Annotated in this window: 20 protein-coding genes; 8 read left to right on the forward strand and 12 right to left on the reverse strand. The window is 57.0% G+C overall.

Annotated features, from left to right (window positions below):
• Window positions 1–116: 116 nt before the first annotated feature.
• Window positions 117–2,072 carry an acetoacetate--CoA ligase gene (locus QMX93_RS19730; protein ID WP_282357697.1) on the forward strand — a complete coding sequence of 652 codons (1,956 nt, stop codon included), beginning with the start codon at window positions 117–119 and terminating at the stop codon, window positions 2,070–2,072.
• A gap of 76 nt (window positions 2,073–2,148) precedes the next feature.
• Here the strand turns inward: QMX93_RS19730 and QMX93_RS19735 are convergent, their stop codons facing one another.
• Complete coding sequence (locus QMX93_RS19735; RefSeq protein ID WP_282357698.1) at window positions 2,149–5,862, reverse strand: hypothetical protein; 3,714 nt, start codon at window positions 5,860–5,862, stop codon at window positions 2,149–2,151.
• A 126-nt stretch (window positions 5,863–5,988) separates the two neighbouring features.
• The gene (locus QMX93_RS19740) at window positions 5,989–7,095 is read right to left on the reverse strand and encodes a PilT/PilU family type 4a pilus ATPase (RefSeq protein WP_159812383.1); all 1,107 of its coding nucleotides are present in this window, start codon (window positions 7,093–7,095) and stop codon (window positions 5,989–5,991) included.
• Window positions 7,096–7,224: 129 nt separating this feature from the next.
• On the opposite strand from QMX93_RS19740, the gene QMX93_RS19745 reads away from it, so the two are divergent.
• Both QMX93_RS19745 and QMX93_RS19750 read left to right on the forward strand, forming a co-directional pair.
• Window positions 7,225–9,762: a PAS domain S-box protein gene (locus tag QMX93_RS19745; protein WP_282357699.1), complete on the forward strand. Its 2,538-nt coding sequence runs from the start codon at window positions 7,225–7,227 to the stop codon at window positions 9,760–9,762.
• A 51-nt stretch (window positions 9,763–9,813) separates the two neighbouring features.
• Window positions 9,814–10,089, forward strand: coding sequence for a peptidylprolyl isomerase (locus QMX93_RS19750; RefSeq protein ID WP_282357700.1), 276 nt, complete (start codon window positions 9,814–9,816; stop codon window positions 10,087–10,089).
• Window positions 10,090–10,191: 102 nt separating this feature from the next.
• Here the strand turns inward: QMX93_RS19750 and QMX93_RS19755 are convergent, their stop codons facing one another.
• From QMX93_RS19755 to QMX93_RS19800, 10 genes are all read right to left on the reverse strand, one after another.
• Entirely contained in the window at window positions 10,192–11,127 is a 936-nt protein-coding gene (locus QMX93_RS19755; RefSeq protein ID WP_282357701.1) for a sugar kinase, read from the reverse strand.
• Window positions 11,128–11,258: 131 nt separating this feature from the next.
• Window positions 11,259–12,473: an amino acid deaminase gene (locus QMX93_RS19760; RefSeq protein WP_282357702.1), complete on the reverse strand. Its 1,215-nt coding sequence runs from the start codon at window positions 12,471–12,473 to the stop codon at window positions 11,259–11,261.
• Window positions 12,474–12,512: 39 nt separating this feature from the next.
• Entirely contained in the window at window positions 12,513–13,277 is a 765-nt protein-coding gene (locus QMX93_RS19765; protein WP_159812387.1) for an IclR family transcriptional regulator, read from the reverse strand.
• 158 nt (window positions 13,278–13,435) lie between these two features.
• Window positions 13,436–13,825, reverse strand: a complete 390-nt coding sequence (locus QMX93_RS19770) for a RidA family protein (RefSeq protein WP_007912330.1) — start codon at window positions 13,823–13,825, stop codon at window positions 13,436–13,438.
• 31 nt (window positions 13,826–13,856) lie between these two features.
• Window positions 13,857–14,654, reverse strand: coding sequence for an amino acid ABC transporter ATP-binding protein (locus QMX93_RS19775; RefSeq protein WP_282357703.1), 798 nt, complete (start codon window positions 14,652–14,654; stop codon window positions 13,857–13,859).
• On the reverse strand, window positions 14,651–15,313 hold the full coding sequence (locus tag QMX93_RS19780; protein ID WP_282357704.1) for an amino acid ABC transporter permease: 663 nt from the start codon (window positions 15,311–15,313) through the stop codon (window positions 14,651–14,653). The genes QMX93_RS19775 and QMX93_RS19780 overlap by 4 nt, the downstream gene beginning before the upstream one ends.
• Before the next feature lie 9 nt (window positions 15,314–15,322).
• Window positions 15,323–15,985: an amino acid ABC transporter permease gene (locus QMX93_RS19785; RefSeq protein ID WP_003225455.1), complete on the reverse strand. Its 663-nt coding sequence runs from the start codon at window positions 15,983–15,985 to the stop codon at window positions 15,323–15,325.
• A gap of 175 nt (window positions 15,986–16,160) precedes the next feature.
• Window positions 16,161–17,009 carry a transporter substrate-binding domain-containing protein gene (locus tag QMX93_RS19790; protein ID WP_282357705.1) on the reverse strand — a complete coding sequence of 283 codons (849 nt, stop codon included), beginning with the start codon at window positions 17,007–17,009 and terminating at the stop codon, window positions 16,161–16,163.
• 276 nt (window positions 17,010–17,285) lie between these two features.
• The gene (locus tag QMX93_RS19795) at window positions 17,286–17,567 is read right to left on the reverse strand and encodes a type II toxin-antitoxin system RelE/ParE family toxin (protein WP_282357706.1); all 282 of its coding nucleotides are present in this window, start codon (window positions 17,565–17,567) and stop codon (window positions 17,286–17,288) included.
• Window positions 17,557–17,805: a type II toxin-antitoxin system Phd/YefM family antitoxin gene (locus QMX93_RS19800; RefSeq protein WP_053120518.1), complete on the reverse strand. Its 249-nt coding sequence runs from the start codon at window positions 17,803–17,805 to the stop codon at window positions 17,557–17,559. The genes QMX93_RS19795 and QMX93_RS19800 overlap by 11 nt, the downstream gene beginning before the upstream one ends.
• Window positions 17,806–18,276: 471 nt before the next feature.
• On the opposite strand from QMX93_RS19800, the gene wecB reads away from it, so the two are divergent.
• Genes wecB through QMX93_RS19825 form a run of 5 tightly spaced genes read left to right on the forward strand, consistent with a single transcriptional unit; the run spans window position 18,277 to window position 26,695 of the window.
• Entirely contained in the window at window positions 18,277–19,431 is a 1,155-nt protein-coding gene (gene wecB / locus QMX93_RS19805; RefSeq protein ID WP_053120520.1) for a UDP-N-acetylglucosamine 2-epimerase (non-hydrolyzing), read from the forward strand.
• A complete protein-coding gene (gene nrfB, locus QMX93_RS19810) occupies window positions 19,428–21,599 on the forward strand; it encodes a cyclic di-3',5'-guanylate-activated glycosyltransferase NrfB (RefSeq protein ID WP_282357707.1) in 2,172 nt (723 codons plus the stop codon). The genes wecB and nrfB overlap by 4 nt, the downstream gene beginning before the upstream one ends.
• Complete coding sequence (locus QMX93_RS19815; RefSeq protein WP_282357708.1) at window positions 21,596–24,757, forward strand: phage receptor; 3,162 nt, start codon at window positions 21,596–21,598, stop codon at window positions 24,755–24,757. The genes nrfB and QMX93_RS19815 overlap by 4 nt, the downstream gene beginning before the upstream one ends.
• The gene (locus QMX93_RS19820) at window positions 24,757–25,635 is read left to right on the forward strand and encodes a DUF4434 family protein (protein ID WP_282357709.1); all 879 of its coding nucleotides are present in this window, start codon (window positions 24,757–24,759) and stop codon (window positions 25,633–25,635) included. Before QMX93_RS19815 ends, QMX93_RS19820 begins: the two co-directional genes overlap by 1 nt.
• On the forward strand, window positions 25,619–26,695 hold the full coding sequence (locus QMX93_RS19825) for a GGDEF domain-containing protein (RefSeq protein ID WP_282357710.1): 1,077 nt from the start codon (window positions 25,619–25,621) through the stop codon (window positions 26,693–26,695). Before QMX93_RS19820 ends, QMX93_RS19825 begins: the two co-directional genes overlap by 17 nt.
• The last annotated feature ends 86 nt before the right edge of the window (window positions 26,696–26,781 follow it).

Here is a 26,781-nt window from a genome sequence, read left to right on the forward strand (position 1 = left end):
GTGTCTCAGTCGACAAATGTGTGACTGCGATTGAGCCATCGCGAGCAGGCTCACTCCTACAGTTAGCGGTCTATTACCTGAACATCGTTTGCGAACACCAAAACAAGAGGCAATCCATGTCCGACATCCTCTGGCAACCCGACGCTACCCGTATCGCCCAATCGCGGATGGACACCTTCCGCCGCTCGATCAATCAGCGTCATGGCTTGCACCTCGACAGCTACGCCGACCTGCACCAATGGAGCGTCGAGCAGCGCGCAGAATTCTGGCAAGCCATCGTAGATTTCTTCGATATCCGCTTCCATACGCAACCTGATGCGGTGCTGCGTGAAGGCGCAAAAATGCCCGGCGCGGAATGGTTTCCGGGCGCCACATTGAATTTCGCCGAACACCTGCTGCGCCGTCGCGACGATGCCGTCGCCGTTGTTGCGGTGGCTGAAAATGGCCAGCGTGAACAACTGACCTGGGCCGAACTGGCGCACCAGGTCGCCGGATTTCAAGCCAGCCTGCAAGCCGCCGGGGTCGTCAGCGGCGATCGTGTTGCCGCATGTATGCCCAACACCTGGCAGACGCTGGTGGCGATGCTGGCCACCACCAGTCTCGGTGCCATCTGGTCGTGCTCGTCGCCCGATTTCGGTACCCATGGAGTGATTGATCGTTTTGGGCAGATTGAACCGAAAGTGTTGATCACCTGCGCGGGCTACCGATATGCCGGTAACGACATCGACCAGACCTCCAAACTCAATGAAATCCTCGAACAGTTGCCGACGTTGCAACAGTTGATTGTCGTACCGTACGCGCGGCCCCATGCCCGCGCCGAGGATTACCACACGCTGGCAAACGTCACGCTATGGGATGAGTTTTACGTGACTGGCGGCGAGCCGTTTTTTATACCGGTGCCTTTCGCCCATCCGCTCTACGTGTTGTATTCCAGCGGCACCACCGGTGTGCCGAAATGCATCATCCACAGTACCGGCGGCGTGTTGCTGCAACACGTTAAAGAACATGGCCTGCACGTCGATCTAGGTTCCGGCGACCGGTTGTTCTATTACACGACGTGCGGCTGGATGATGTGGAACTGGCTGGTGTCCGCGCTGGCCGTCGGTAGCGCAGTGGTGTTGTACGACGGTTCACCGTTTCAGCCCGACAATGAACGCTTGCTGGATCTGATCGACGATGAACGCATCAGCGTATTCGGCACCAGTCCGAAATTCCTCGCCGCGCTCGAAAGCAACGGTGTAAAACCCCGCGAAAGCCACGATTTGAGCAGCCTGAAAACGCTGCTCTGCACTGGCTCGGCACTGGCGCCACGCAGTTACGACTTCGTCTACCGCGACGTCAAACCCGACGTGTGCCTGAGTTCCATGTCCGGGGGTACCGACATTGTTTCGTGCTTCGTCAACGGCAATCCAATGTCGCCCGTACGCCGTGGCGAAATGATGGGCAAGAGCCTCGGTATGGCGGTCGAGGTCTGGAACGACGCGGGCCAAGCGGTCATCGGTGAGAAAGGTGAGCTGGTGTGTACCCGGCATTTCCCGGCGATGCCCATTGGCCTTTGGAATGATCCAGATGGCGAGAAACTGCGGCAATCCTATTTCAATCTATTTCCCGGGACTTGGGCGCAGGGAGATTACTCTGAAGAGTTGCCCCACGGGGCGATGTTGATCCATGGCCGCTCGGACGCCGTGCTCAATCCGGGTGGCGTGCGCATCGGTACCGCCGAAATTTACCGTCAGGTTGAGAAAATCCCGCAAGTAGTCGACAGTGTGGCCATCGGTCAGCAATGGCAGGATGACGTGCGCGTCGTGCTGTTCGTGCACCTGAAGGACGGCATTGAACTGGATGAGAGCCTGCAACAACAGATTCGCCAGGTCATTCGTGCCAACACCACGCCACGGCATGTGCCGGCCAAAATCGTCGAGGTCAGCGATATTCCTCGCACCATCAGCGGCAAAGTCGTTGAATTGGCCGTTAGAAACGTCGTTCACGGCGACACCGTCAAAAACACTGATGCTCTGGCGAATCCGCGGGCACTTGAGCAATATCGCGATCGGCCGGAGCTCAAAGACTAAGCCAGCAGGCACCGATAGCGCGGATCACTTCGCGGTATCGGTGCAGGCATTCTTGTCGCAGCTTTTATCGCAGCGCTTATCGAGTATTCAGCTCTATCTCGACCTTGCCCACGATAGGCTTATTCGCACTGGCGGCAACGGCATCAAAAATTGTCTCAAGGTTTCGCGCAAACATTGGCTCATCAACCGCGAACTGGTGCAGTAATGCCGTTGTCACGGCAAAGGTGTCAGCATTTTCCAGCGCACGCGATGCGCTGTGATAGCGAACAGTTGTGTCCGCGGACGACTCTGCCAGATAACCTGCGGCAAGGTTCAACAGTGGTGCAACGTTCAGAACTTTGCGCCCTTGTAATGAAACGGTGGCAGACGATACTTCGGATCTGCCGGTACTGGCACGGAACATCTCATGAACAAGGTCGTCAGCGACTTCACCAACTTTGAAACCTGCAGAACTGAAACGGCTGTTGAGTTCGGCGCAATTAATGCTCAAAAACTGATGGTGTGCCTTTTGTCCTGCGGCCGCCCTCCTCCAATCTGCGTAGACCGAGGCGTCGACTTCAACAACCTGAACTTTGTCCTTCATCGGGTCGAGGAAGAAGTTACTGATCGACCAACCATCAATGTCAACCCTGACGATTCTCAAGAAGGCCATGAGCTTGTCTCGCATCCCTGGCGTCGATCCAAAAAACAAGCCCAGTACGACATCGGTTTTAATAATCGACTCCGGTTTGGACAATATCTCGATCGCTGAAGAAATTTTCCTGTCGACAATTGGCATAGCCTGTCTGATTACGTCACGGGTGTAACTGTCCGGCAGACTTTTATTCGCAAGCGGCAGGGCCGTCTGTGGCGTTCCCGTGAAGTCGAGCATTTTCCTGCCCCATGGCCTACCGCTTCGACTGACCGCATACCAACTGTTATTCCTGGTGACGCTGCACACCTCAACATATTCAGCGATGCTGCCACGAGGGCGCCACTTGCCCTTGCTGATGGTTGGCAAATTGGCGAGTTGCAGCAAATCCACAGACCTGGCGCTGCCGGTGACTCTTCGTAGCTGGAAAGTGGCTGATTCAACTAACTTGATGCCCGATTTCCCCAACGACATACCACCTTTAAGCAGTGTCGTTGAAAGTTGGTAGCCGGCCGTCGGCAAGCCATCAACGGGATTGAATGTTGAAACCGTCAGTTTCAACCCAAACTTCACCAGGCTCGTGATCTTCGCTGCCAGCGAAGCTGACCTTGTTGCAACGACCAAGACTTTGGTCGATATAGCAAACACGGTAAAAATCATACCGAGCGCATCCATAGTGCAGCCATACACACCGTCCACGATACGATTTTTATCACCAGACTGAATATCCTCAATACACTTCTTGAACGGCACTACTAAGTCAACGAGATAACCCACCACCTCTTCAGTTTTTTTGTGAACTAGCTCTCGCTCAGTGAGATCAGTCATCGCCTTGACATACTCATCTTCTGTGGCCAAAGGACGATGAGTTATAACGTATTGGGCAATCCTTTCAGCACTCGGACTCATGAAGTACTGATAAATCCCGCTCTTACGCTCTGTGGCCACTGTCGCCGGCGGCAAACTTCCCAGCTTGTCCATGATCGCGAAGCTGCGCATGTTGGCTCGTGGTTCAATGCCATGGGTGTAGCTATTGAGATCGAGCGACTCTTCTGCGTATCTGGGCTCAGGAACCGGATCGTGCAAATTACCCTTGTAATCCACCCTGGACGGCAAGTTGATACGGCCTGCTCGATTGATAAAATCACCTAACGCGTCATTTCTCCAGCACTTTCCCTGCATGGCAAAAATTTCATAGCAAAGATATTTATCCTTACCATATTCAACATACATCACCACACCAAAACGCCCCGTCGCCGCATCCCGGTTCGCTTGAGTTTCGACTAACCTGACTTTTCCTCCACCCGTGCCTATCAACCCACCGGAAGAAGAATAGACTTTCACGGCAACCGATGGGCGCACCGTAAAAAAATGTACTTCATGTTTATCAAAAATATCACGCTGGCTCTCAGGGATTTGTGCCAGCACCAGTTTTACATTTGACATCATGGCCATATTGAGCTGGCGAAGATGCTCCCGCGCATTCTCCTTGAACACTGAGTCATTCGACGGCAATTTCGAAATATGTGGATATTCAAAGTAGATGCTGGTGCCTTTATACCTGTCCCACTCCTCAGAAGTGAGATCCCCTTCAATATGTAGATCACACATGGACATTTTGTAAGAAGTTGCGAACTTATCCGAATAATGCCTGAGAATTTTACTCTCCAAAACCTGACAAAACGGAGCTGCGGCCCTCAGCGCGGTCAAGGCTGTTTCTCGGCGATTCGGTGGAATCTTTCTCCATATTGTCGAGTTCAGAGTCAAACGTTCGAGGTGTTGCTGAAACGTTGCCAATGCCTTGGCGCAAGCATCCGAAGACGACGCGGCCAACTCGTCATCAGTGATGACACCATTGACCAATGCCCAATCCACAATCGATCCGACGCCCCCAAGGCTTTGCAATTGGCCCAAAGTCGGGCTGAGCATATCCATGTCGGAGAACAGCATGATCTGGTCATAATTCATAAAGCGCGAAGCGCCTTTGGATTTGAACTCAACGAACATCACCGCCTGGCAAAACGTTATCCAGGGAATGGAGCCGACCGTGACACTGAACGGCACATCCTTGACCAACAAACCAGGAGCGAGGTCAGCCAAAAGCAAATGCGCTGCTAGCGGTGCAAGTTCGGGGGGAATCTTATGGTGTACGGTCAAATGCTGCTCAAAGCGTTCGCGAACGGTCAGGAGCGGTTGGTCAACAGTCTCATTGGCTGAATAAATATTGAAACTATCCAAATAATTACGTCTTTTAATATCTGCAGCATGAGGATTGAGCTCCAGTATCAATGCTGTCAGCAGAACCTGAGAAAGCTCATTTTCCTGAACATACTCATCCTGCGCCCCGTACCAACCCAGGGCGCGGATATATTTCCTTGCCAGTTCCAGAGCCGCTGGGTGCGTGACCATTTTCGAGATTGTTTCGTTGGCATTTCTTCGACTGACATTTTCAACAAACGACGGCGTCGCTTGACGGTACAGCGTATCGAGTAGACTTCCTCCGACAGGTACGAACGTTACAGTCAGCGCGTTTATTTCCTCACATTGAGAGGGCGTCAAGACTGCCGATGGCACATCATGGCCATTGATATGATCCCAATAGTCTCCCAAGTCATCTTCAAAGCTCCACTGCCATGCTAGAAACGCCATCAGTGTTCTAGCATGCTCAACATTCGCCGGAACGTTAAACCCATGAAAGGTCAACCAGTGCTCTATGCGGATACTGTCGTCGAGGTTGATTTCACCGCCGAGAGATTTGCAGAAATCTGTCAACAAAAGGTAAGTTTCAGAGTAGGCCGGATCCTTTTGCAAAATATCGCCAATATTATAGACTTCCGGGCCCAGCACCCCTTCCAGGCGACCTTCACTGGTCAGTCGGACATAATCGAATATAGCAATATTGGGAAGCCGTATTTGAAAATCAGAAGACAGGACAATCGCCGCCAATTTTATTCTTGCTGGCGTATGAACAAAATGCAGCGACGACTCGGCGACCAATTGAACCTTAGGCATAAGGCTTGATAGAAACTCCTCATCATCGGCACGCCCATTAACAGCGGATTTCAAACCAGCTATAACGCTTTTACGTTCTGCTTCGTCAGCGTATACACGTGAAACATAATCACCTACGCGATCAGCGAAATCAATTCTTGCTTTCATATCTAGAACACTCCATTCGATCATTAATTAAACCGAGATGGATACTATCCAGAAACGAAAACACAGAAACAGGAGAACCATAAAATCTTATTTCACTTGTGTTGATATTCAACAGTCATTACGAATTCAAACCAACCCCCAATCTGCAGAAGGGTTGTTCTCATCGGTGGACAACTCTGAATACAACTTCAGTCGCAGCCTTAAATTGTTGGCCGAATCAGCATGCCTTACTGCCTCAGCCTCATCGACCGCCCCCTCTACAAACAATTGATAAAGCGCCTGATCAAATGTTTGCATCTGCGCATCTGCGGACTTCTCTATTATATTTTTAAGTTCATTCAAATCATGACGGCGAATCAAATCTGCAATGGTCGGTGTTCCCAACATGACCTCAATGGCCGCACGTCGTTGCCCATCGAGCGTGCGCACCAAGCGCTGCGAAACTGAGGCCCTGAGGTTGTTTGCCAATGCCTGTGTGAGCTGCGGACGACGCTCTTCCGGAAACATATTCACGATGCGCTCCAATGCCTGATTGGCGTTGTGCGCATGTAAAGTTGACAACACCAGATGCCCGGTTTCAGCAAATGCCAGCGCATGTTCCATGGTTTCCCGGTCGCGGATTTCGCCGATCATGACCACGTCCGGCGCTTGGCGCAGGGTGTTTTTCAGTGCTGCATGGAAACTGCGAGTATCGACCCCGACTTCCCGCTGGTTGATGATCGAGCGCTGGTGGCGGTGGATGTACTCGATCGGATCCTCAATGGTGACGATATGCCCGGTGCTGTGACGGTTTCGGTGATCGATCAGCGCCGCAAGCGTGGTGGATTTTCCAGAGTCGGTCGCCCCGACAATCAATATCAGGCCTTGCTTGAGCATCACCGTCTCGAGTAACACCGCCGGTAACTTCAGATCTTCAAAGCGTGGAATGTCCAGCTTCACGTTTCGGATTACCAGCGAGACGTCGTTACGCTGTTTAAAGATGTTCACCCGGAAACGTCCGACGCCGGTACGCGAGATCGCCAGGTTCATTTCCAGATCCCGTTCGAACTCGCGGCGCTGCTCGGCGTCCATCAAAGAGGTGGCGATGGCAGCCACTTCACCGGGTTTGAACGGCTGATCGCTCAACGCGGTCAGTACGCCGTCGAAACGTGCGCTGGGTGGCGCGCCCGTCGACAGAAACAGATCCGAGCCGTGTTTGCTGGCCAGTTGAGTTAACAGTGCATCGATTTCCATGGCAAAAAACACCCGCGAAGCATTGAATGATCGAAATGAGCCGCCGCGTGACGCGCCCGGCCCCATAGCGTCTACCGTTCTGCAAGCATAGTAGACGCCGCCTCACCGACCGAACCTCAGGATCCAACGATGAACGCTGTACCGAACACTGATGACGCCCAGGCTCTGATTGCCCGCACCGACTGGAGTCGCAGCCCGTTGGGCGCCGCTGGCACTTGGCCGCAGAGCCTGCGTACTGCGGTGGACATCGTGATTCACTCGCCCATGCCGATGTTGCTGCTGTGGGGCTCCCAACTGACGCAGATCTACAACAACGGCTTCGCGTTGCTCGCCGGCCACAAGCATCCGCACGCTTTCGGACAGCCTGCACACCAGATATGGCCGGAACTTAGAGAATTCACTGACCCGATTTACAGCGCCGTCCTACAAGGCCAGGTGCGCACCTACAGTGAAAGGCGTTTCACCTTGCAACGCGACGGGCAGGAATCCGACTTCTGGCTTGATCTGACGTACAGCCCTATCCGCGATGAAAATGCGCAGGTCGCCGGGATTCTGGTCACGGCCATCGAAACCAATGAACGTCGACGCATTGCCCTGGAACTGCAGCAACGCTCCGAACAAAGTTTGAAGGCCCAGCAGGAAACCGAAGAACGTCTGCAATTGGCCCTCGCTGCAACCGATGCGGTTGGCACGTGGGATTGGGACATTGGCGAGGATCGCTTTATTGCCGACGCGCATTTCGCGCAGTTGCATGGCGTCGACCCGGTACGTGCCAGTCAGTTGCCGATCAGCGAATATCTGCAAGGCGTGCACCCCGAAGACCGCGCGATGGTTGCCCGCAGCATCAAACATTGCATCACCCACGGCACCGAATACGCCGAGGAATACCGCCTGTTGCAACCCAACGGCGAGTTGCGCTGGGTGTTTGCCCGAGGCCGTTGCTACAAGGATCACCATGGCCGGCCCATGCGTTTTCTCGGGGCCGCGCTGGATCTGACCGAACGCAAACACACCGAACAGGCGCTGCGGCAAAGTCAGACCGAGCTGCAACTGATCATGAACGCGATGCCGATCCTGATCAGCTATGTCGATCAGGAAGAACGTTTTCGCCTGAACAACGCCGCTTATCTGGACTGGTACGGCTTAACCCCGCAGGAGCTGTTCGGGCGCACCATTCGTGATGTCATCGGTGAAGAAGCCTATTTCCTGCGGGCGCCGTACATTGCTGAAGCACTGGCGGGCCGGTCGTGCTCGTTCAGCCTGTACACCTCCCATCGCGACGGCAGCACGCGCCACGCGCTGATGAATTACGTGCCGCGCCACGGGCCGGATGGCGCGGTCAACGGTTTCTATATTTTTGTGATTGATGAAACCGAGCGGAAAAAGACCGAAGAAGCGCTGCGCAATCTCAACGAGACACTCGAGGAACGGGTCAGCGCCCGCACCGAGCAATTGGCGCAGGCCAATCAGCGTTTGCAAAACGAGATGTTCGAGCGTGAGCGTGCCGAAGATGCATTGCGTCACGCGCAGAAAATGGAAGCGGTTGGCCAGCTCACCGGCGGTATCGCCCACGACTTCAACAACATGTTGACCGGGATCATCGGCAGTCTCGACCTGATGCAGCGCTACATCGCCAACGGTCGTGCCGACGAGATCGGTCGTTTTACCGAAGCGGCCGTGTCCTCGGCGAATCGGGCGGCAGCGCTGACCCATCGGTTGCTGGCGTTCTCCCGGCGTCAGTCGCTGGATCGCAAGAAACTGGATGTCAACGAACTGGTGCATTCGCTTGAAGACCTGATTCGTCGCACCAAAGGCGATCCGATCGAGCTCGAACTGCGTCTGACCGACAATGCCTGGCCGGTCAGCACCGATGTCAGCCAACTGGAAAACGCCCTGCTCAATCTGGTGATCAACGCCCGCGATGCGATGCCCGAGGGCGGCAAACTGCTGATCGAGACGGCCAACGTTTACCTTGATGGCAGCGACATCACCACGCTGGAACCGGTCAAGGCTGGCGATTATTTGATGCTCGCGGTCAGCGACAACGGCACCGGCATGACGCCATCCGTGCGCTCAAAAGCGTTCGATCCGTTTTTCACCACCAAACCGATTGGTCAAGGCACGGGGTTGGGGCTGTCGATGATTTACGGGTTTGCCCAGCAATCGGGCGGCCATGTCAGCCTCGACAGCGTGCCGGGTCAAGGCACGTGCGTGCGTTTGTATCTGCCTCGACTGAAAACGCCTGAACTGCAAGCCGCCGAGGTTGAACCGGTGAGCGTTACGCCCCCCACGGCCAGCGGCGAGACCGTGATGGTGGTCGAGGATGACCCGGCGGTGCGCATGCTGGTGCTCGATCTATTGAAAGAGTTGGGTTATCGCGGGTATGAAGCGCAAGACGCGACGTCCGCCCTGCCGTTGCTGGAATCCGACTCGCGCATTGACCTGCTGGTGACCGATGTCGGCCTGCCGGGCATGAACGGTCGACAACTGGCGGAGATTGCCCGACAGCATCGCCCCGGGTTGAAGGTGTTGTTCATGACCGGTTACGCGCAAAAAGCCGCTGAACGTCAGGGCTTTCTTGAGGACGGTATGGACATGGTCGCCAAACCGTTTGCGTTGGAACTGCTGGCCAGCAAGATCCGCACGATGCTCAGCCAAACTCCGTGACTTGAGGCATAATCCGCGCCCCGCCGTCACCCCGTTATCAGGTACCGTACGATGAAAGCCCAAGCCCGCCACATTCTGGTGAAAACTGCCGACGAGGCCGAACAGCTCAAACAACGCATCGCCAAGGGTGAAGCGTTTGATGTGCTGGCGAAAAAATTCTCGACCTGCCCGTCCGGCAAGCGCGGCGGGGATCTGGGGGAAGTGCGGCCGGGGCAGATGGTCGGCGCGATTGATGCAGTGATCTTCAAGAAGCCGCTGCGTACGGTGCATGGGCCGATCAAGAGCAAGTTCGGGTATCACTTGGTGCAGGTTTTTTACCGCGATTGATCAACTCCCGTAGGAGCTGCCGAAGGCTGCGATCTGTTGATCTTGCTTGCCAGTCAAAATCAAAAGATCGCAGCCTTCGGCAGCTCCTACAGGGGATGTGTTTCAATCTTTGGGGATCAGTGCACCAGGAACTTGAATGACTCGGCTGGCCAATTGATGCCCGGCCCGCGCGGCCTCTTCAGGACTGTCGCCCATCAACCGCGCCGCCAGATACGCCGCACTGAACGAATCCCCCGCCGCCGTCGTATCAACGACTTTCTCGACTTTCTGCGCCGGCACTTCAAACACCTCGCCCTCGCAGCGAATCAGGCACGCTTCAGCGCCCCGTTTGAGCACCACTTCCGGCGTACCGATTTGCGCGTACGTGGCGAACACCTCATCGCAATCAGCAAAACCAAACAGCGCCTGTTCGTCATCCACCGTCAGCAAGGCCAGGTCAACGTACGGCAGGACACTGCGATACGCCGCGCGTGCAGCGTCCACCGACGTCCATAAACGTGGACGGTAGTTGTTGTCGAAAACGATCCGCGCATCACGTTGGCGGGCTTCGATCAGGGTCTGGATGAGTTTCTCGCGCCCTTGCGCACCGAGCACGGCCAGGGTGATGCCGCTGAAATACAACACGTCGTAATCTGGCAGCGCGGCCAGAATCGGCTCGGCGGCCGGCGTGGTGAAGCAATCGCGGACGGCCGCTTCGTTGCGCCAGTAGAGGAAACGACGTTCGCCATTGGCGTCGGTCTGGATGCAATACAGGCCCGGCAGGCGACCTGGCAGGCGTTGCACCATGCCCAGGCCGATGCCTTCGTCTGTCCAGATCTGGCACATGGCGTCGCTGAAGCTGTCATCGCCGAGCGCGGTGACGTAGTCGACTTGCGCCTTGTCGCCCAGGGCTCGGGACAGGTAGACGGCGGTGTTCAAGGTGTCTCCGCCGAAACTTTGCTGGAGGCTGCCGTCGGCGCGTTGCTGGAGCTCGATCATGCATTCGCCGATCAGGGCGATGCGTGGGGTGTTGGGGCCCAGGGGGCTTAGGGTGTTCATTGGGTGGTGTCTCTTGATTCGATGCTGTCTAGGCCGGCCTCTTCGCGAGCAGGCTCGCTCCCACAGTTAGAATGCATTCCAAAAAATGGGAGCGAGCCTGCTCGCGAATGGCCGCGACGCGGTCTTGAGCCTTAGAAACAGGTCTCCATGCTCTCGATCACCTTCAACTGCTCATCCACCAGCAACCCGGTGCGCCACTTGTCGAACGTCAGGCACGGGTGCGAGGTGCCGAAAGAAATGATGTCGCCAACGCGCAGTTCAACGCCCGACGCTACGGTCATGAAGGCGTGCTGATCCATCACCGCCGTCACCTTGCACGCACCGACATCATCGCCCACTGCCGGTACAACTCCAGCCTTGTAACGCAACAACGGCACCGGCAAACCGGCGTCATAAGCCACATCACGCTTGCCCAGCGCGATCACCGCAAAACCCGGCTCCGGCAGCGATTGCACATGCGCCCAGACTTCCAGCGCCGGGCGCAAGCCTTCGTGCAAATCACTGCGACGATCCAGCACGCAGCACTGCGCTTCTTTATAGATGCCGTGGTCATGCGCGACGTAACTGCCCGGGCGCAACACGCTGAGGAAACGTCCGGCAGCGTTCTGCGCTTCGAACGACTCAGCGATCAAGTCGTACCACGCCGAACCAGAGGCAGTGATGATCGGCTGCGGAATCGCGAACGCGCCGCTGTCCTGCAACTGTACGGCCAAACGCACCAGCGACGCGGCGAACTCACGAATGCCGCTGACCGCGTGATCACCGTGAATCACCCCTTCGTAACCTTCGATGCCAGTCAGGGCCAGTGCCGGTTGTGCATTGATCGCCTTGGCCAGCTCGATCACTTCCTGCTCGCTGCGGCAACCGCAACGGCCACCGACCACGCCGTACTCGATCATCACGTTCAACTTCACCCCGCGCGAGGCGAAGTAAGCGCCGAGATCGGCGACGTTGTCCGGGTGATCGACCATGCAGTAGAAATCGAACGACGGATCGGCTAGCAGATCGGCAATCAACGCCATGTTTGGCGTGCCGACCAATTGGTTGGCCATCAGCACCCGGCGCACGCCGTGGGTGTAAGCGGCGCGGGTCTGGGTCGCGCTGGCGAGGGTAATGCCCCATGCGCCGGCGTCGAGCTGACGCTTGAACAGCGCCGGGGTCATGCTGGTTTTGCCGTGGGGCGCGAGTTCGGCGCCGCTGTCGCTAACGAATTTCTGCATCCAGCGAATGTTGTGTTCCAGCGCTTCGCGGTGCAGCACCAGCGCGGGCAGGCTGACGTCACGCGCCAGATGGGCACCGATGGCCGCATCACCTTTATCTACAGCAGAATTGATGACAGTCGTCATGGTCGAACTCCTCACATTCGCGGCTGCAGGCAGCCGCGTTTATTCGTTGATTCGTCGGGCGAGGCTGTTAGCACTCTCGATCAGCACCCGGCGATAGTCGTTGTAATTGTTTTTCGCATCGGCCCGAGGGGCGACGATGCACAGCGTACAAATCGCCACGCCTTGCGGGTCTTTGACGGGCGCGGCGAAGCAATGGGTGAAGGTGTCGGCAACGCTGTCGAACGAAAAGAATCCGTCGATGCCGGCCTGACGGATCTGCGCCAGAAACAGCTCGATCGGCAAACGCTCGCCGTCGGGCAGGATGTAATCGTCTTCGTCGATCAGGTCGCGGATTTGCTGATCGCTTAAATGCGCGAGCAGCAGACGGCCCGAAGCCGTCCATGGGATGGGTGCGTTTTCGCCGATGTCGGAAGAAATGCGGAAATGTCGCTCGCCCTCCTTCATCAATGCCACGGTGTATTTGCGCCCGTTGAGCAGGCACATCTGCGCGGTTTCATGGGTTTGGCTGACGATCTCCTGCAAGGCGTGATCGGCCTCGCGACTGAGGTCGAAATGACGCAAATGCGCCTGGCCGAGGAAGTACAGCTGCCGGCCGAGATAAACGTGACCGTCCTTGCCCACCGGTTCCAGAATCCGCCGCTCGAGTAACGAGGCAACCAGTTCGTAGACCGTGGATTTCGGGCTGCCGATGCCGTTGGCGATATCATTCGGGCGCAGCGGCTGGCCGATTTCCTTGAGGAAATCGAGGATATCGAACGCCCGATCCAGACCGCGGGCCCGGCGTTTGATGGTGTCTTCGGTCATTTCAGTGGGTTCCCATTCAAAGTCGCCGGGAGTTTACCGCTAATGATCGTTCCCATGCTCCGCGTGGGAATGAAGCCCCGGACGCTCTGCGTCCCTTGGAACGCGGAGCGTTCCGTGAGGCATTCCCACGCAGAGCGTGGGAACGATCATGGCGTTGATCAGGCCTTCTTCTTGTACGCAATGCAGTCGATCTCGACCTTGCAATCAACCATCATGCTCGCCTGCACACAGGCCCGCGCCGGTGCGTGCTCAGGTTTGAAGTACTCACCAAAGACCTTATTGAAACTGCTGAAATCCCGTGGATCGTCCAGCCACACGCCGGCACGCACGACATCTTCCAAGCCATACCCGGCCTCTTCGAGAATCGCGATCAGGTTCTTCATGGTCTGGTGCGTCTGCTCGACGATGCCGCCAACAATAATCTCGCCATCCACCGCCGGCACCTGGCCGGACACGTGCAGCCAGCCATCGGCTTCAACGGCGCGGGCGAATGGGCGTGGCTGGCCACCAGCGGCGGTGCTGCCGGTGCCGTATCGAGTAATGCTCATGGGTGTTTCTCCTGGTTACAAAAGTGAATATTTAAAACCGCGTGCTTTTCAGAAACTCAGCCAGACGCGGCGATTGCGGGCGTTCGAACAGCTCCTTGGGAGGCCCCTGCTCTTCGATTCGCCCCTGATTCATGAATACAATTTTGTCCGAAACCTCGAAGGCGAAACGCATTTCGTGGGTCACCAACAACATGGTCATGCCGTCCTCAGCGAGCCCCTTGATCACGTTGAGCACTTCGCCGACCAGTTCCGGGTCGAGGGCTGAGGTGACTTCGTCAAACAGCATCAGACTCGGGTTCATCGCAATGGCCCGGGCGATCGCCACACGCTGTTGCTGTCCGCCGGACAACTGGCCGGGAAAGTGATTGCGCCGCTCCAGCAAGCCAACGCGATCAAGCCATTTCTCGGCGAGTACCACGGCTTCATCCTTGTGCATCTTCTTGACCTTGAGCAGGCCAAGGGTGACGTTCTGCAGTGCAGTCAAATGCGGAAACAGGTTGAATTGCTGGAACGCCATGCCGGTCATCGCACGATGACGAGCGATGACTTTTTCCGCGTGACGCACGCGTTTGCCGTTGCTTTCGTCGTAGCCGATCGATTCGCCGTCGAGCAGGATCTGCCCGCCCTGAAACTCTTCGAGCATGTTCACGCAACGCAGCAGCGTGGTTTTGCCCGAGCCGCTGGAGCCGATCAGCGTGACCACGTTGCCGCGCTGCATGCTCAAGTCGACACCCTTGAGCACTTCGACCGCGCCGTATTGTTTGTGCAGGCCACGAATATCCAGCAGCGGCTGGCCGATCTGAAGGTTGGAAACTGGAGCTTCAATCATGGCAAGGCCACCCGCTTTTCAATGTGCCGGCCGAGTAACTCGATGCCGTAGTTGATGACGAAGAACAGAAAACCGGCGAACAGGTAAAACTCCAGGGTCATGAATGTCCGGGCGATGACCTGTTGCGTGCTGAGCAGCAACTCAGCGACGCCGATCACCGAGAGCAAGGTCGAGGCCTTGACGATTTCCGTGGACGAGTTGACCCAGGTCGGCAGGATCTGCCGCAATGCCTGAGGCAACAGTACGTAGCCGAGGGACTGATAAAACGTCAGACCAATCGCCTGACTCGCTTCCATCTGCCCACGGGGCAACGCTTGCAGCGCACCGCGAACGATTTCGGCAACGTGCGAGCCGCAAAACAGCGTCAGGCCCAACGCACCCGCCTGAAACGCACTGATCTGCCAACCCAGCGCCGGCGCCATATAGAAGCAGGCCAGCACCAGCACAAACACCGGCGTGCCGCGAATCAGATCGACATAGAAACGGAACGGTGCGCGCATCCAGAACTTGCCGTAGGTCAGCACCAGACCGGTGACAACGCCGAGCATCGTGCCGAACAAAATCGCCAGCGCCGACACCTGCACGCTGGTCAGAAAGCCCTGCAGCAACGTCTCGCGGGCAATCCACAACTCGTTTAACCAACTGGGAGATTCGTACATCGCAGCCTCCTATCGGCGGATCGCCAGACGCTGCTCGAGGTAACGCAGCAGCATGGCAATGAGGTAACAGGCCGCGACATACAACGCCGTCGTCACCAGCCAGGTTTCGATCACCCGGTAGCTCTCGACGTTGATCTTGCGCGCGTAATAGGTCAGCTCCGGTACCGCAATCGCAGCGGCCAGCGAAGTGTCCTTGAACAGCGAAATAAAGTTGTTTGACAGCGCCGGCAAGACATTGCGCAGCATGACCGGCACGGTGACGTAAGCCTTGACCTGCCACTCACCGAGACCAATCGCCAACCCGGCCTCACGCTGCCCTTTGGGAATGCTCAGCAAGCCACCACGGAACACCTCGGTCAGATAGGCCCCGGCATACAACGAGAGCGTGATGATGAACGACGGGATCTTGTCCAGACGGATCCCCAGGCTCGGCAGTGCGAAGTAGATCAACAGAATCAACACCAGAATCGGCGTGTTACGCACCACCGTGACGTACACCGAAGCCAGCACCCGCAAGGCGCGATGCTTTGATAGCAACGCAAACGCCATCAGCAGGCCGATTACGCAGCCGATGGCGATCGACACCAGTGCCAGTTCGAGGCCCAGACCGAGCCCCGCGAGCAAGGTGTCGAAATCGCGCCACACGGCGGCAAAGTTCAACTGATAGTTCATGGTCAGCAGTACCTTGAGCGGGGCGACATGCATCGCCCCACTCTTCCTTCAGCAATTTGGAAACGTCGCGAGCGAAGAAAAGACAAGGCGAAAACAGGCGAAAAAGCGGAGTTGACGTCAGTCAATGAGCATTTCGAGGCTGTTTTCAACGCAGTATTTTCGAGCGCAGCAGTATTCATTTGAATTCGACAGGGAAACCGATCGCTGGGGAAGGCAGATCGACACCGAACCACTGCTTGAACGACGCGGCGTAAGTCGGAAATTCAACGCCGGTCATGGCCTCATGCAACGTGGTGTTGACGAAGTTCAGCCAGTCCTGATCGCCACGTTTGACGGCGCAGGCGTAGGTTTGCGGGCTCCACGCATAGGTCGGGCTGCGGTAGCGGCCAGGGTTCTGCACCATCAGGTATTTGACCGAAGACTGGTCGGTGGCGGCGGCATCGGCGCGGCCGGAGTTCACCGCCTGATACATCAGATCGACGCTGTCGTACTGATCGACCTTGGCTTTGGGCAGCGCCTGGTGCACCAATTCTTCGGCGTAGACGTTTTGCAGCACGGCCACGGTCACGCTGTCGCCAGCGGCTTGCAGGTCTTCAATTTCCTTGTACTTGCTGTTGTTCGGCAACAACAGGCCGACGCCTTCGCGGTAGTACGGCAGCGTGAACGCCACTTGCTGAGCGCGGCTGGCAGTCACGGTGATGAACTGGCAGCTCATGTCGACTTTGTCGGTGAGCAGATTGGGAATCCGCGCATCGGACGACTGCACCACGAACTCGACTTTGCTCGGGTCGTTGAACAAACCTTTGGCCACCATCCTGGCGATGTCGATATCAAATCCCTGCAACTTGCCGTCCGCGCCCTGAAAGTGCCACGGCGCATTGGTGCTGCCGGTGCCCACGATCAACTTGCCCCGGGCGAGAACACTGTCGAGCTTGCTGTCGGCCGCCTGGGCCAGACCCATGACGGTGGATGAAGCTGCAAGAACAAAAACACACGCTTTAAACAAGGAAGGACGGCGATGCATGGCAAGCACTCCAGATTTGTGTTTATTCCGCTATACCGGAACATGGTTTGTTACTACGGAATAGACAGCAGAAAGTGTGCCACAGGAATCACGAGGAATCTGCAATGGATTGAAATGTTTTTTGAATCAAAGGGATGGCTGAAGTGTGGGAAGTGAAGTTATCAAAGCGATTTGATTGTCAGCGCTACCGTTGGCTACGAGGCGCGGGTAGCAGGTTCCCAATTCAGATAAGAATGCGCTGATTCAGTGCAGCGAAAAATCCGCTTTAACGTTGATTCAACGCTTTGCCGCGTTATCGTAAACCTCTCCACGTGCTCTTTTACCGACCGCTATCACTGTCACGATTAATACTTCGTCTCTTACGCGGTAGACCAATCGATAACCCGCGCTGCGAAGCTTGATTTTATAAGCATTGCCTAAACCCTTGAGTCGATCAGCTGAAACATGGGGGTGACGGAGCCGTTCCGTGAGCTTTTTTTTAAACTGCTCCCTAAGGCTAGCATCCAGCCGATTCCATTCCTTCAACGCCTGTATGGAAAATTCCAGCTCATAGGTCATCAATTGAAACCTTGATGGTGGGGTCGTTTTCCCTTTCCTTGCAGAGCGCAATCAGTTCCAGATCTTCCAGACGCGTCATCATTGCCTCGTACTCTTTTGCCGGCACGCAATAAAACGCCGGCTCGTTTCGGTTGAGAATTGCTACAGACTGCCCTCCCCCAGCAGCCACGGTACCCATCGGATTTTTTTTCAATTCAGAGATGCTCGCTACCACGTTAGAAAGAACGATATGTGCCATGAGGGTGCTCCTTGGAGTGCTTTGATTGGTACTAAAAATAGCACTCCCAAGAGCTCCTGACTCCCACCTATTTGAAGGTACCACGCGGATTACTCGGACGTTTCTGGGTGCTTTGTAAGGACGCTCTACGGCATTAGTAAGACAAATCCCCAATGTGGTGATCTCCGCCGGCGTTTCTCACATGAGACATATTCAAACCTTTGAAATATCGATTGCGCCTCATGGCTTCACCTCTTACACGATGCGCAGTCATTCGACGCACCAATTCTGTGCACGCCTTGGGAACTTTTCCTGAAAGTGCCAGCTAAGAGCCATCAACCGATGGCACTTTCGTTCTACATGATCGGTATCAATCAAGCGTCGAACCGGATTGGACAAGCTCCCATCCGGCTGCTTTCCTTTATTTCTCAGTAAGAGAACACACGCTGCAGACCATCTGGTCACAGCGTTGCCACGTCCCAGGAGGGGTCAATGTCTTTCAACGTCATGATGGTTTTCGGTACTCGCCCGGAGGCCATAAAAATGGCCCCGCTTGCTCGGGTTCTGCGTCAGTGGCCGGACATCCAACTGAACATCTGCTCCACCGGCCAGCATCGCGAGATGCTCACGCAGGTGCTCGACGCCTTTGAACTGACAGTCGATGAAGACCTGCAAGTGATGACCCAGGGCCAAACCCTTAATGGTCTGTCGCAACATCTGCTTGCAGAACTCGACCAAGCCTACGAGCGGGTCAAACCCGACATCGTGCTGGTACACGGCGATACCACCACCAGTTTTATCGCCGCCCTCGCCGCGTTCAATCGACAACTGCCGATCGGCCACGTCGAAGCGGGTCTGCGTACCGGCAATCTGCGCGCACCTTGGCCGGAAGAAGCCAATCGACGCTTGACCGGCGTTATCGCCGACCTGCACTTCCCCTCCACCTCTAAAGCCGCCGCCAATCTACTGCGTGAGGGCATCCCGCAAGACAACATCGAAATCACCGGCAACACCGTGATCGATGCATTGCTGTGGACGCGCGAACAGCAGATAAACAGGCAATGGCAACCGGCCGCCGACTCCCCGCTGGCCGAGCTCGATGATCAGCGTCGAATGATCCTGGTCACCAGCCATCGTCGGGAAAACCTGGGCGATGGCTTCACTCACATCTGCGAGGCGCTGGCGGAACTGGCCGCGCGTTACCCGGACGTGCAATTCGTTTACCCGGTGCACCTCAATCCACTGGTGCAGCAAGTCGTCTACGGCATGCTCGCCAACACGCCCAACATCTACCTGATCGCACCGCAGGACTATCCGCATTTCGTCTGGCTGATGGGCCGTGCGCATTTCATCCTCACGGATTCCGGCGGCGTACAGGAAGAAGCGCCGGCGATTGGCAAGCCATTGCTGGTGTTGCGCGACGTCACCGAACGCCCCTCCGTACTGGAAAGCGGCACGATGTTGCTGGTCGGCACCGACAAGGCACGCATCATCAACGAAGCTTCGCGGTTGCTTGATGACGAAGAGACCTACACCCGCATGAGCCGGGTGCACTTTCCTTACGGCGATGGTCACGCCAGCGAATTGATTGCCACCCGCCTCCACGCCTGGTTGAGCGCTCGCTCGACGGCGGGTGACGGGGTATGAGTCTGGGTTGGGTCGATTTTTTTGCGTATGTGCTGTTTGGTCTCAAATATGTGGCGATTGCCCTCGCCCTGCTGATGTTCTTCCTCGGTCTCGATGACCTGTTCATTGACCTTGTGTACTGGAGTCGCAAGCTGATCCGGCGCTGGCGGATCTACGATAAATTCGAACGCGCCGACGAGCAGCGGCTGTATGCGATTGCCGAGAAACCGCTGGCGATCATGGTGCCGGCGTGGAATGAAGTCGGTGTGGTCGGCGAAATGGCCCGCCTGGCGGCCTCGACCATCGATTACGAGAACTACCAGATTTTTGTCGGCACCTACCCCAACGACGCCGAGACCCAAGCGGATGTCGACGCGGTCTGCCAGCACTATCCCAACGTACACAAAGTGGTTTGTGCCCGCCCCGGACCGACCAGCAAGGCCGACTGTCTGAACAACATCATCGACGCCATTCTGCGTTTCGAGAGCGAGGCGAAAATCCAGTTCGCCGGGTTCATCCTGCATGACGCCGAAGACGTGATTTCACCGATGGAGTTGCGCCTCTACAACTATCTGCTGCCCAACAAGGATCTGATCCAGATCCCGGTTTATCCGTACGCACCGGAATGGAAAGGCTTCACCGCCGGCCACTATGTCGACGAGTTCGCCGAAAACCACGGCAAGGACGTTATCGTTCGCGAAGCCCTGACCGGTCAGGTGCCGAGCGCCGGTGTCGGTACGTGCTTCAGCCGCAAAGCGATCAGCGCCCTGCTCGAAGACGGCGACGGCATTGCCTTCGATGTTCAGAGTCTCACCGAGGACTATGACATCGGCTTCCGCCTCAAACAAAAAGGCATGAAGTGCATTTTCGCCCGTTACTCGGTGAGTGATCCGAAACTGGCGCTGGAACAGCCGTGGGCATTCGGCATGAACCGCGAGTTCTCCCAAGTGATCTGCGTGCGCGAGCATTTCCCGCGCGGCTTGCAGCACGCGATCCGGCAGAAATCGCGCTGGATTGTCGGCATCGTCTTTCAAGGCACGAAGAACCTCGGCTGGAGCACCGGCCTGCTCAACTATTTCCTGTGGCGCGATCGCCGCGGGTTGATCGCCTACATGCTCAGCTTTCTGGTCAATCTGCTGTTCGCAGTGCTGCTGGTCATGTGGTTGGTCACGGTGATTTCTCCGGACTCCTGGCGCTACCCGTCGATTCTTTCCGACAGTTCATTACTACCGGTGCTGCTCTGGCTTAACGGTTTCATGCTGCTCAATCGTCTGTTCCAGCGCGGCTGGTTCGTGACCCGCTATTACGGTCTGGTTGAAGGCCTGCTGTCGGCGCCACGGATGATGTGGAGCAACTTCGTCAACTTCTTCGCCAACCTCCGCGCGCTACGCCAGGTCATGGAAATGGGCGATTCGCGGCGCGTGGCCTGGGACAAGACCACCCACGAATTCCCTGCGCTGACCAAGGCACAACGCGTACCGCTGGGGCATCGTCTGGTCGAGAAAGGTTTGATTACCGAAGAACAACTGGAAGCTGCCATCACCAGTCCGGTTCGTCGCCGACTCGGTCGGGAATTGTTACTGCGTGGGTACATCGACAGCACGCAACTGGTGCAGGCACTGGCCGAGCAGCTTGATCTGGAATGGGCGCCACTCAACCCGTTCAAACTCGATAAGCGCCTGATTGATGCCTTGCCGCGCCGCATCGCCTCGCACTACGGCGTTCTGCCCGTGGCCGAGGAAGGCGAAACACTGGTGCTTGCCTCCGAAGGCCCGGTCAGTCAGGTCTCCCTAGGCGCCATCAGCCGACAATTAAAGCGTCCGGTGCGTAGCCGTCTGGCACCGCAAGGCCGTGTGACTCTGGGGATTCGTTACTGGTACGCCAGCCCCCGTCAGAATGAGGAAGTGCGTCATATGCTCCAAGTGCTTGAACGTCATCAGGACGATGAAGCCTTGCTGGAACGCGTCAGCCGCCATCAGGTGTTACTGGGCAACCTGTTGCAGGTTCGCGGCATGGTGCCGCCCACTCTGTTCAATCAAGCGCTGATTGATTTCGATGCGGAAAACATGTCGCTCGGCGAGCACCTGATCGACCGCGGCATGATCACCCGCGAAGTACTCGAACAGGCGCTGGCGGATCAGACGAGTGAACAGCAAGCTGCTTACCGCATTGTCCGGGAGGTCGCATGAAGCCTGTTTACCGTCATTCCCTGATGATGGGCAGCCTGTTGCTTGGTTTGAGTACCGCGTACCCACTGCAAGCCGCACCATTGAGCGAGTTCGAACAGTTCCGCAGCTATCCCTATATGGATCGCAGTTACCGCGAGGCGAAAAAAGGTAACTGGAAAGAAGTCGAACGGCTGATGCGGCACCTGCTGGAAAAGGTGCCGAAAAACGATGAGGCGCGCGCCATGCTGGTCGAGTCGCTGGCCAAACAGCGGCGCTATCAGGACGCCGTTCAAGCGTTGCCGAACGATAACAGCGAGGCAGTTCTCGATTTTCGCCTGACCTGGATCGAACAGGATCCACCGACCAGCACTCAAGTCGAACAATGGATGGCCACCAGCAGCCTCAACGACCGTGTGCGGTTGTGGCAGGCCTACAGCTTGAGTCTGGCCAAATTCGGCGGTGCCGCCAAAGCCCACGACTGGCTGGTACACTTGGCGCCCAAGGGTGACGACAATGTTCTGCGTCTGGCGCGCTCGAACTGGTCCGAGCAATTGCGTGACTGGAGCGGCACCATCGAAGAACTCGCGCCGCTGGCGGCGCGTCAACAACTCGATACCGAAGGCTGGCAACGGCTGGCCAATGCCTACGTGCAACGCCTTGATGAGCAACCGCTGCAACAACTGCTGCAACAGGCGCCAAGCCCTGAAGCGGCGCGCAAAGTTCGACTGGCGATGGTCGATCGCGCCATCGCCATGGGCCACGATCAACAGGCTCAGCGCTGGCTGCAATCATTGCCGGCGTCGGATCTGGCCGATCCGTTACAACGTCAGCGGCTGTGGGAGCTGGCGCGGCAGACTGATGATGTGCCGACTGTCCAGCGTCTCAGCAACGACTTGCAGCGCCCTTGCCTGGAAACCGTCGACTGGCTGTCGCGACACGATCCGGAAGCTGCACGGGTGCAACTGCGTGGTTGTCAGCCAATAGATGATCCCCAAGCCTGGCTGGTTCTGGCGCAACGTCTGCAAGCCACCGACCTGTTGCAAAGTACACAACTGCCGCAGCCCTGGGAGAGCCAGCGGCAAGCGCAACTGCTCTATGTCTGGCAGGAACAGGGTGAGAGCAGCAAGGTCATGGTCTGGCTCGCCGGTCAGACGCAAACCCCTGCGGTGGTCAAACGCCGCGCGGAGCTGGCGCAGCGCATGGGGCGCCGCACTGAAGAACAGACCTTGTGGGAATACCATTACCGCCAGACCGGCGATCTGGCCTCACTGAATCAGGCCAGTTTTCTCGCGTTCAATAGCGGCGATCGCGCGCACGCACAGCAATTGCTGGAAAACGCTTACGACCGTCATGGCGGACGTCTGCCAGCCACCGCGCTGCAGCGTCTCGCCGGGATCTACACCTCTCTGACAGAGATCACGCCGGCCCAGCAGCAACGCATGGCGTCGTTGATCGGTCGTGTCGACGGCGCCACTCGCGGGCAATTGCTCGCACAACTGGCAGAAAAAGGTCAGTGCGATGTCGTGCAGCAGGCCATCGGCAGTCACCCACAAGCAATTGGCGACTTCCGCGCCCTCGGCCGTTGTGCGATGCCCGATCGACCCGGCGAAGCCGTCGTTTATTACCAGCAAGCCGAGAAACTTGGAGACCGCAGCAGTCGTTTGCCTTTGGCCTATGCGCTCGAAGCTGCCGGCGATTCCGCCGGGGCCTTGGCGATCTGGCGCAGCATCCCCGCTGCGGAGCTCACTGACAACGCTCGTCTGACCGCCAGCCGCAGTGCTCTGAATGCCGGCGACGCCCAAACCGCCGAGCGTTTCTGGCAACAGAGCAACACTCGCGGGGCTAACGAATGGGCGCTAGGCGCGGCGATTGCCGATGCTCGCGGCGCGCATGTACAGGCGCTGGAACGCCAACGCCAGGCCCTATTGAAAGCACCGGATGCCGGGCACTTTTATGCCGCTTCGGTCACCGCACAAAAGGTTGGTGATTTGTCACAAAGCACCGCATGGCTGGCCGAAGCCGTGCGCCGCGATCCGGAAAACCCACGCTACCGCGCCGATTACGGCATGCGTTTGTCGGGCGCACAAACCCGCGAAGAGCGCGCCAGGGCAATCCCCTATCTGCAACAGGCGACCCGCGACTTCCCAGAGGATTATCGTCTGGGCGAAACCCTGGCCTGGCGCTACGACGAAGTCGAGGACAGCGCCTCCGCGCGCAAGGAATTGCGTCGCGTGATCGACCTCGAACAGAACCCGGTTGCGGCGGACGATGAAGACGGCAGCATGGAGGCTCGTCGCTATCGTCAACGCCGCGCTCATGAGGCCTTGTCCCGGCGGGATAACTTCACGATTGCCAGTACCTGGTCGCCGGCTGGGGTATCGACCAACGACTTTTTACGCGCCGACGATAACGAAGGCAGCAAACGTGTTGCGCAGTCGCAAAACGTGCAGGTCGCCATGTGGGATCACGCGCTCGGTGAGGAACCAAGCCGCGCCGGCAGTACGTTGTCGGTTTATGGCCGTGCTTTACTGGGCGGCATCGGTCGCTCCAGTTACGCGGAGTCCTTCGCAACCGGCGTGGGCTTGCGCTACAAGCCGTGGGGCACGGCCAACATCAACTTCTACGCCGAAATCTACAAGCAGACCGGTGTCAGCGATGACGGCAGCAACGGCATGCGTCTGGGCGAATTGTTCAATCCCGGTAAAGTCTGGGATCAAGGGCATGACTACGACCGGTATGGTCGAACCAGCACCGACTACCTGCTACGCGCCACCGCCTCGTTCCTTGATCAGGGCAAGTACCGCAACGATTGGCGCGTCGACGAAAGTGAATGGGATGAACGCTTCCTCTACCTCGACGCCGCCTGGTGGACCAAGGCCGGCGATCACCAATGGTTATCGCGTTTCCAGCAAGGTCATACGTGGAAACTGCCGTTCAATGGCGCACAAACGATCATGCCGTACGGATTTCTTGAATTCACCAGCCAGGATCCGAGCAACGACTGGCGTCAGGATCTGCGCACTGGCGTCGGTTTGCGCTGGCAATGGTGGTACGACGATGACCGCTACAACGCCTACCGCTCGAAACTGACGGTGCGTACCGAATATCAACAGTCGCTGGGCGGCAATTTGTATGAAGGCGGCAACGGTGTGCTGCTGGGCGTGGAGTGGAATTTCTGATGGCTCGCTGGATAATGTTTTTCTGCTTGTTGCTTAGCGCCGTCGCTGTGCGTGCTGATGAGCGTGTGTTCTATCAACCGCTTAATGTCGATGCCAGTCTCAGCCAGACGCAATGGCAAAAAATCTGGCAAGACAGCGCAAAGCAAGGCACGCGGACGCTGATCGTGCAATGGACTGCGTATGGTGACTCAGACTTCGGTGGTGCCAATGGCTGGCTCGCCAACAGTTTGAAACTGGCGCAGCGGCAAGGCTTGCAGCTGGTACTCGGATTGAAAATGGATCCGGCCTACTACCAGCGCATCGATGAACTCGACAGCGCCGGCCTCGCCACTTATTGGCAGGCGCAATTGGGCCAGACACTGGCGCAGCAGCAAAAGCTGCGCAAGGACTGGAAGTTGCCGGTAACGGGTTGGTACCTGCCACTGGAGCTCGACGACTTGCATTTTCTCGCCGCAGAACGCCGGGCGACGTTGCAACGCCAACTGACGGATCTGGCGGGCAAACTGGATGCTCCGCTGCACATCAGCGCATTCAGTGCCGGCAAACTCGCGCCGTCGGTCAATGGAAAGTGGTTGGGCGATCTGGCGGCTGCCGGAATTCAGGTCTGGTGGCAGGACGGTGCGGGTACCGGGCGCCTGGCCCCGTTGGTACGCACCGGTTATGCCGGCGAACTACCCTGCTCGGTGGGTATCGTGCGTGAGGCGTTCCGACAGGTCAGTCGTGACGGCCAGTCATTTCATGCCGAGCCCAGCGCACCTGACGTGACATCTACCGGTTGTCATCCAAATGCCGTATTTTCCCTGCGTTACCGCCCATGGGGCCAGGTGATCCTCGACAACCAGCGCAAACATCAGGGTATCGATGTACAAAATCATTGAAGACGAAGTGCTGAAAAAAACCGCGCCGGAAGCAGTGCGCGCCGAGTTCGTCCAGCACGAATTCGAGCGCCTCCACCGGTTCAGCGTGTTGATCTTCCTCACCAGCACGTTCATGTGGCTGGTGTTTGATCTGATCGTCAGCTTCCTCGGCGGCCAGGGCTTCACCTGGCGTTCAATGGTTTTTCTATTGCTGTTTTCGATTCTGACCGTCGTGCTGGGGTTCACCCGCAAGGCACGTCACTTTGATGTGCTGACCGTGCTCTTCGTGCTCAGTCTCACTATTGGCGTCCGGCTCATTGTCTACGGTGTACCGGACATTGTGCAGAGTTCCTGGCTGGTGCTTGCCGCCGCCAGCATGCTCTACAGCATCTCGGTACTGCCCTTAAGTCGCGTGGCGTTTTTCGTCGTGCAACTGATCATCTGGTCGTTGCTCAACCCGTTTATCAATACCAGCATCAGCCTCTTCGAATTGCGAGGGGTCATGACGGCTTGCTACAGCGTGTTTCTGTGTGCACTGACCATCTACACCTTTCTCAAACTGCGCGAGGCCAAGCTCTACAACTACATCATGTCGCAGTTGCTGCTGGATCAGGCCTACAACGATACCCTCACTGAAATCCCCAACCGCCGTTCCTTCATGACCCTCGCGGAAAAACACCTGCAAACGGTTCCGCGCGAACACGATCATTACTTATTGATGATCGACATCGATAACTTCAAGAAAGTGAATGACACCTATGGGCACGACATCGGCGATGAAGTGCTCAAGCGCGTTGCCGCCGACATCAAAATGGTGATGAACGCGCATGACTTTGCTCGATTGGGTGGCGAGGAGTTTGCGATTTATCTGACCGATGTTAGCCGGGAGGATGCCGAAGCACTGGCCGGGGAATTGTGCAGACTCGTGCGCGAACAACCGACGAAGTATCCGGTGACCATCAGCATCGGCGTAACCCGGGTCGAAGAACACGACACCCTGACTCAGGCGTTGATCAAGGCGGATGATGCGTTGTACGAATCAAAGCATTCGGGGAAGGATCGCTACACATTTCATCGCTGATAAGTGCGATATCTCCAAGACCGCCTTCGCGAGCAAGCCCGCTCCCCCATTTGAAATGCATTCCAAATGTGGGAGCGGGCTTGCTC

Origin of the sequence: Pseudomonas sp. PS01303 (assembly GCF_029959385.1) — a bacterium.
In the GTDB taxonomy this organism is placed as follows: Bacteria; Pseudomonadota; Gammaproteobacteria; order Pseudomonadales; family Pseudomonadaceae; genus Aquipseudomonas; species Aquipseudomonas rustica.

What these genes read in the sequence shown, in the direction of transcription:
- QMX93_RS19760 (WP_282357702.1), bottom strand. Translation starts at nt 12,473, where the DNA reads ATGACGACTGTCATCAATTCTGCTGTAGATAAAGGTGATGCGGCCATC.
- QMX93_RS19740 (WP_159812383.1), bottom strand. Translation starts at nt 7,095, where the DNA reads ATGGAAATCGATGCACTGTTAACTCAACTGGCCAGCAAACACGGCTCG.
- QMX93_RS19765 (WP_159812387.1), bottom strand. Translation starts at nt 13,277, where the DNA reads ATGACCGAAGACACCATCAAACGCCGGGCCCGCGGTCTGGATCGGGCG.
- QMX93_RS19730 (WP_282357697.1), top strand. Translation starts at nt 117, where the DNA reads ATGTCCGACATCCTCTGGCAACCCGACGCTACCCGTATCGCCCAATCG.
- QMX93_RS19815 (WP_282357708.1), top strand. Translation starts at nt 21,596, where the DNA reads ATGAAGCCTGTTTACCGTCATTCCCTGATGATGGGCAGCCTGTTGCTT.
- QMX93_RS19785 (WP_003225455.1), bottom strand. Translation starts at nt 15,985, where the DNA reads ATGAACTATCAGTTGAACTTTGCCGCCGTGTGGCGCGATTTCGACACC.
- QMX93_RS19790 (WP_282357705.1), bottom strand. Translation starts at nt 17,009, where the DNA reads ATGCATCGCCGTCCTTCCTTGTTTAAAGCGTGTGTTTTTGTTCTTGCA.
- QMX93_RS19750 (WP_282357700.1), top strand. Translation starts at nt 9,814, where the DNA reads ATGAAAGCCCAAGCCCGCCACATTCTGGTGAAAACTGCCGACGAGGCC.
- QMX93_RS19755 (WP_282357701.1), bottom strand. Translation starts at nt 11,127, where the DNA reads ATGAACACCCTAAGCCCCCTGGGCCCCAACACCCCACGCATCGCCCTG.
- QMX93_RS19780 (WP_282357704.1), bottom strand. Translation starts at nt 15,313, where the DNA reads ATGTACGAATCTCCCAGTTGGTTAAACGAGTTGTGGATTGCCCGCGAG.
- QMX93_RS19825 (WP_282357710.1), top strand. Translation starts at nt 25,619, where the DNA reads ATGTACAAAATCATTGAAGACGAAGTGCTGAAAAAAACCGCGCCGGAA.
- QMX93_RS19735 (WP_282357698.1), bottom strand. Translation starts at nt 5,862, where the DNA reads ATGAAAGCAAGAATTGATTTCGCTGATCGCGTAGGTGATTATGTTTCA.
- QMX93_RS19775 (WP_282357703.1), bottom strand. Translation starts at nt 14,654, where the DNA reads ATGATTGAAGCTCCAGTTTCCAACCTTCAGATCGGCCAGCCGCTGCTG.
- QMX93_RS19770 (WP_007912330.1), bottom strand. Translation starts at nt 13,825, where the DNA reads ATGAGCATTACTCGATACGGCACCGGCAGCACCGCCGCTGGTGGCCAG.
- QMX93_RS19745 (WP_282357699.1), top strand. Translation starts at nt 7,225, where the DNA reads ATGAACGCTGTACCGAACACTGATGACGCCCAGGCTCTGATTGCCCGC.
- wecB (WP_053120520.1), top strand. Translation starts at nt 18,277, where the DNA reads ATGTCTTTCAACGTCATGATGGTTTTCGGTACTCGCCCGGAGGCCATA.
- QMX93_RS19820 (WP_282357709.1), top strand. Translation starts at nt 24,757, where the DNA reads ATGGCTCGCTGGATAATGTTTTTCTGCTTGTTGCTTAGCGCCGTCGCT.
- QMX93_RS19800 (WP_053120518.1), bottom strand. Translation starts at nt 17,805, where the DNA reads ATGGCACATATCGTTCTTTCTAACGTGGTAGCGAGCATCTCTGAATTG.
- nrfB (WP_282357707.1), top strand. Translation starts at nt 19,428, where the DNA reads ATGAGTCTGGGTTGGGTCGATTTTTTTGCGTATGTGCTGTTTGGTCTC.
- QMX93_RS19795 (WP_282357706.1), bottom strand. Translation starts at nt 17,567, where the DNA reads ATGACCTATGAGCTGGAATTTTCCATACAGGCGTTGAAGGAATGGAAT.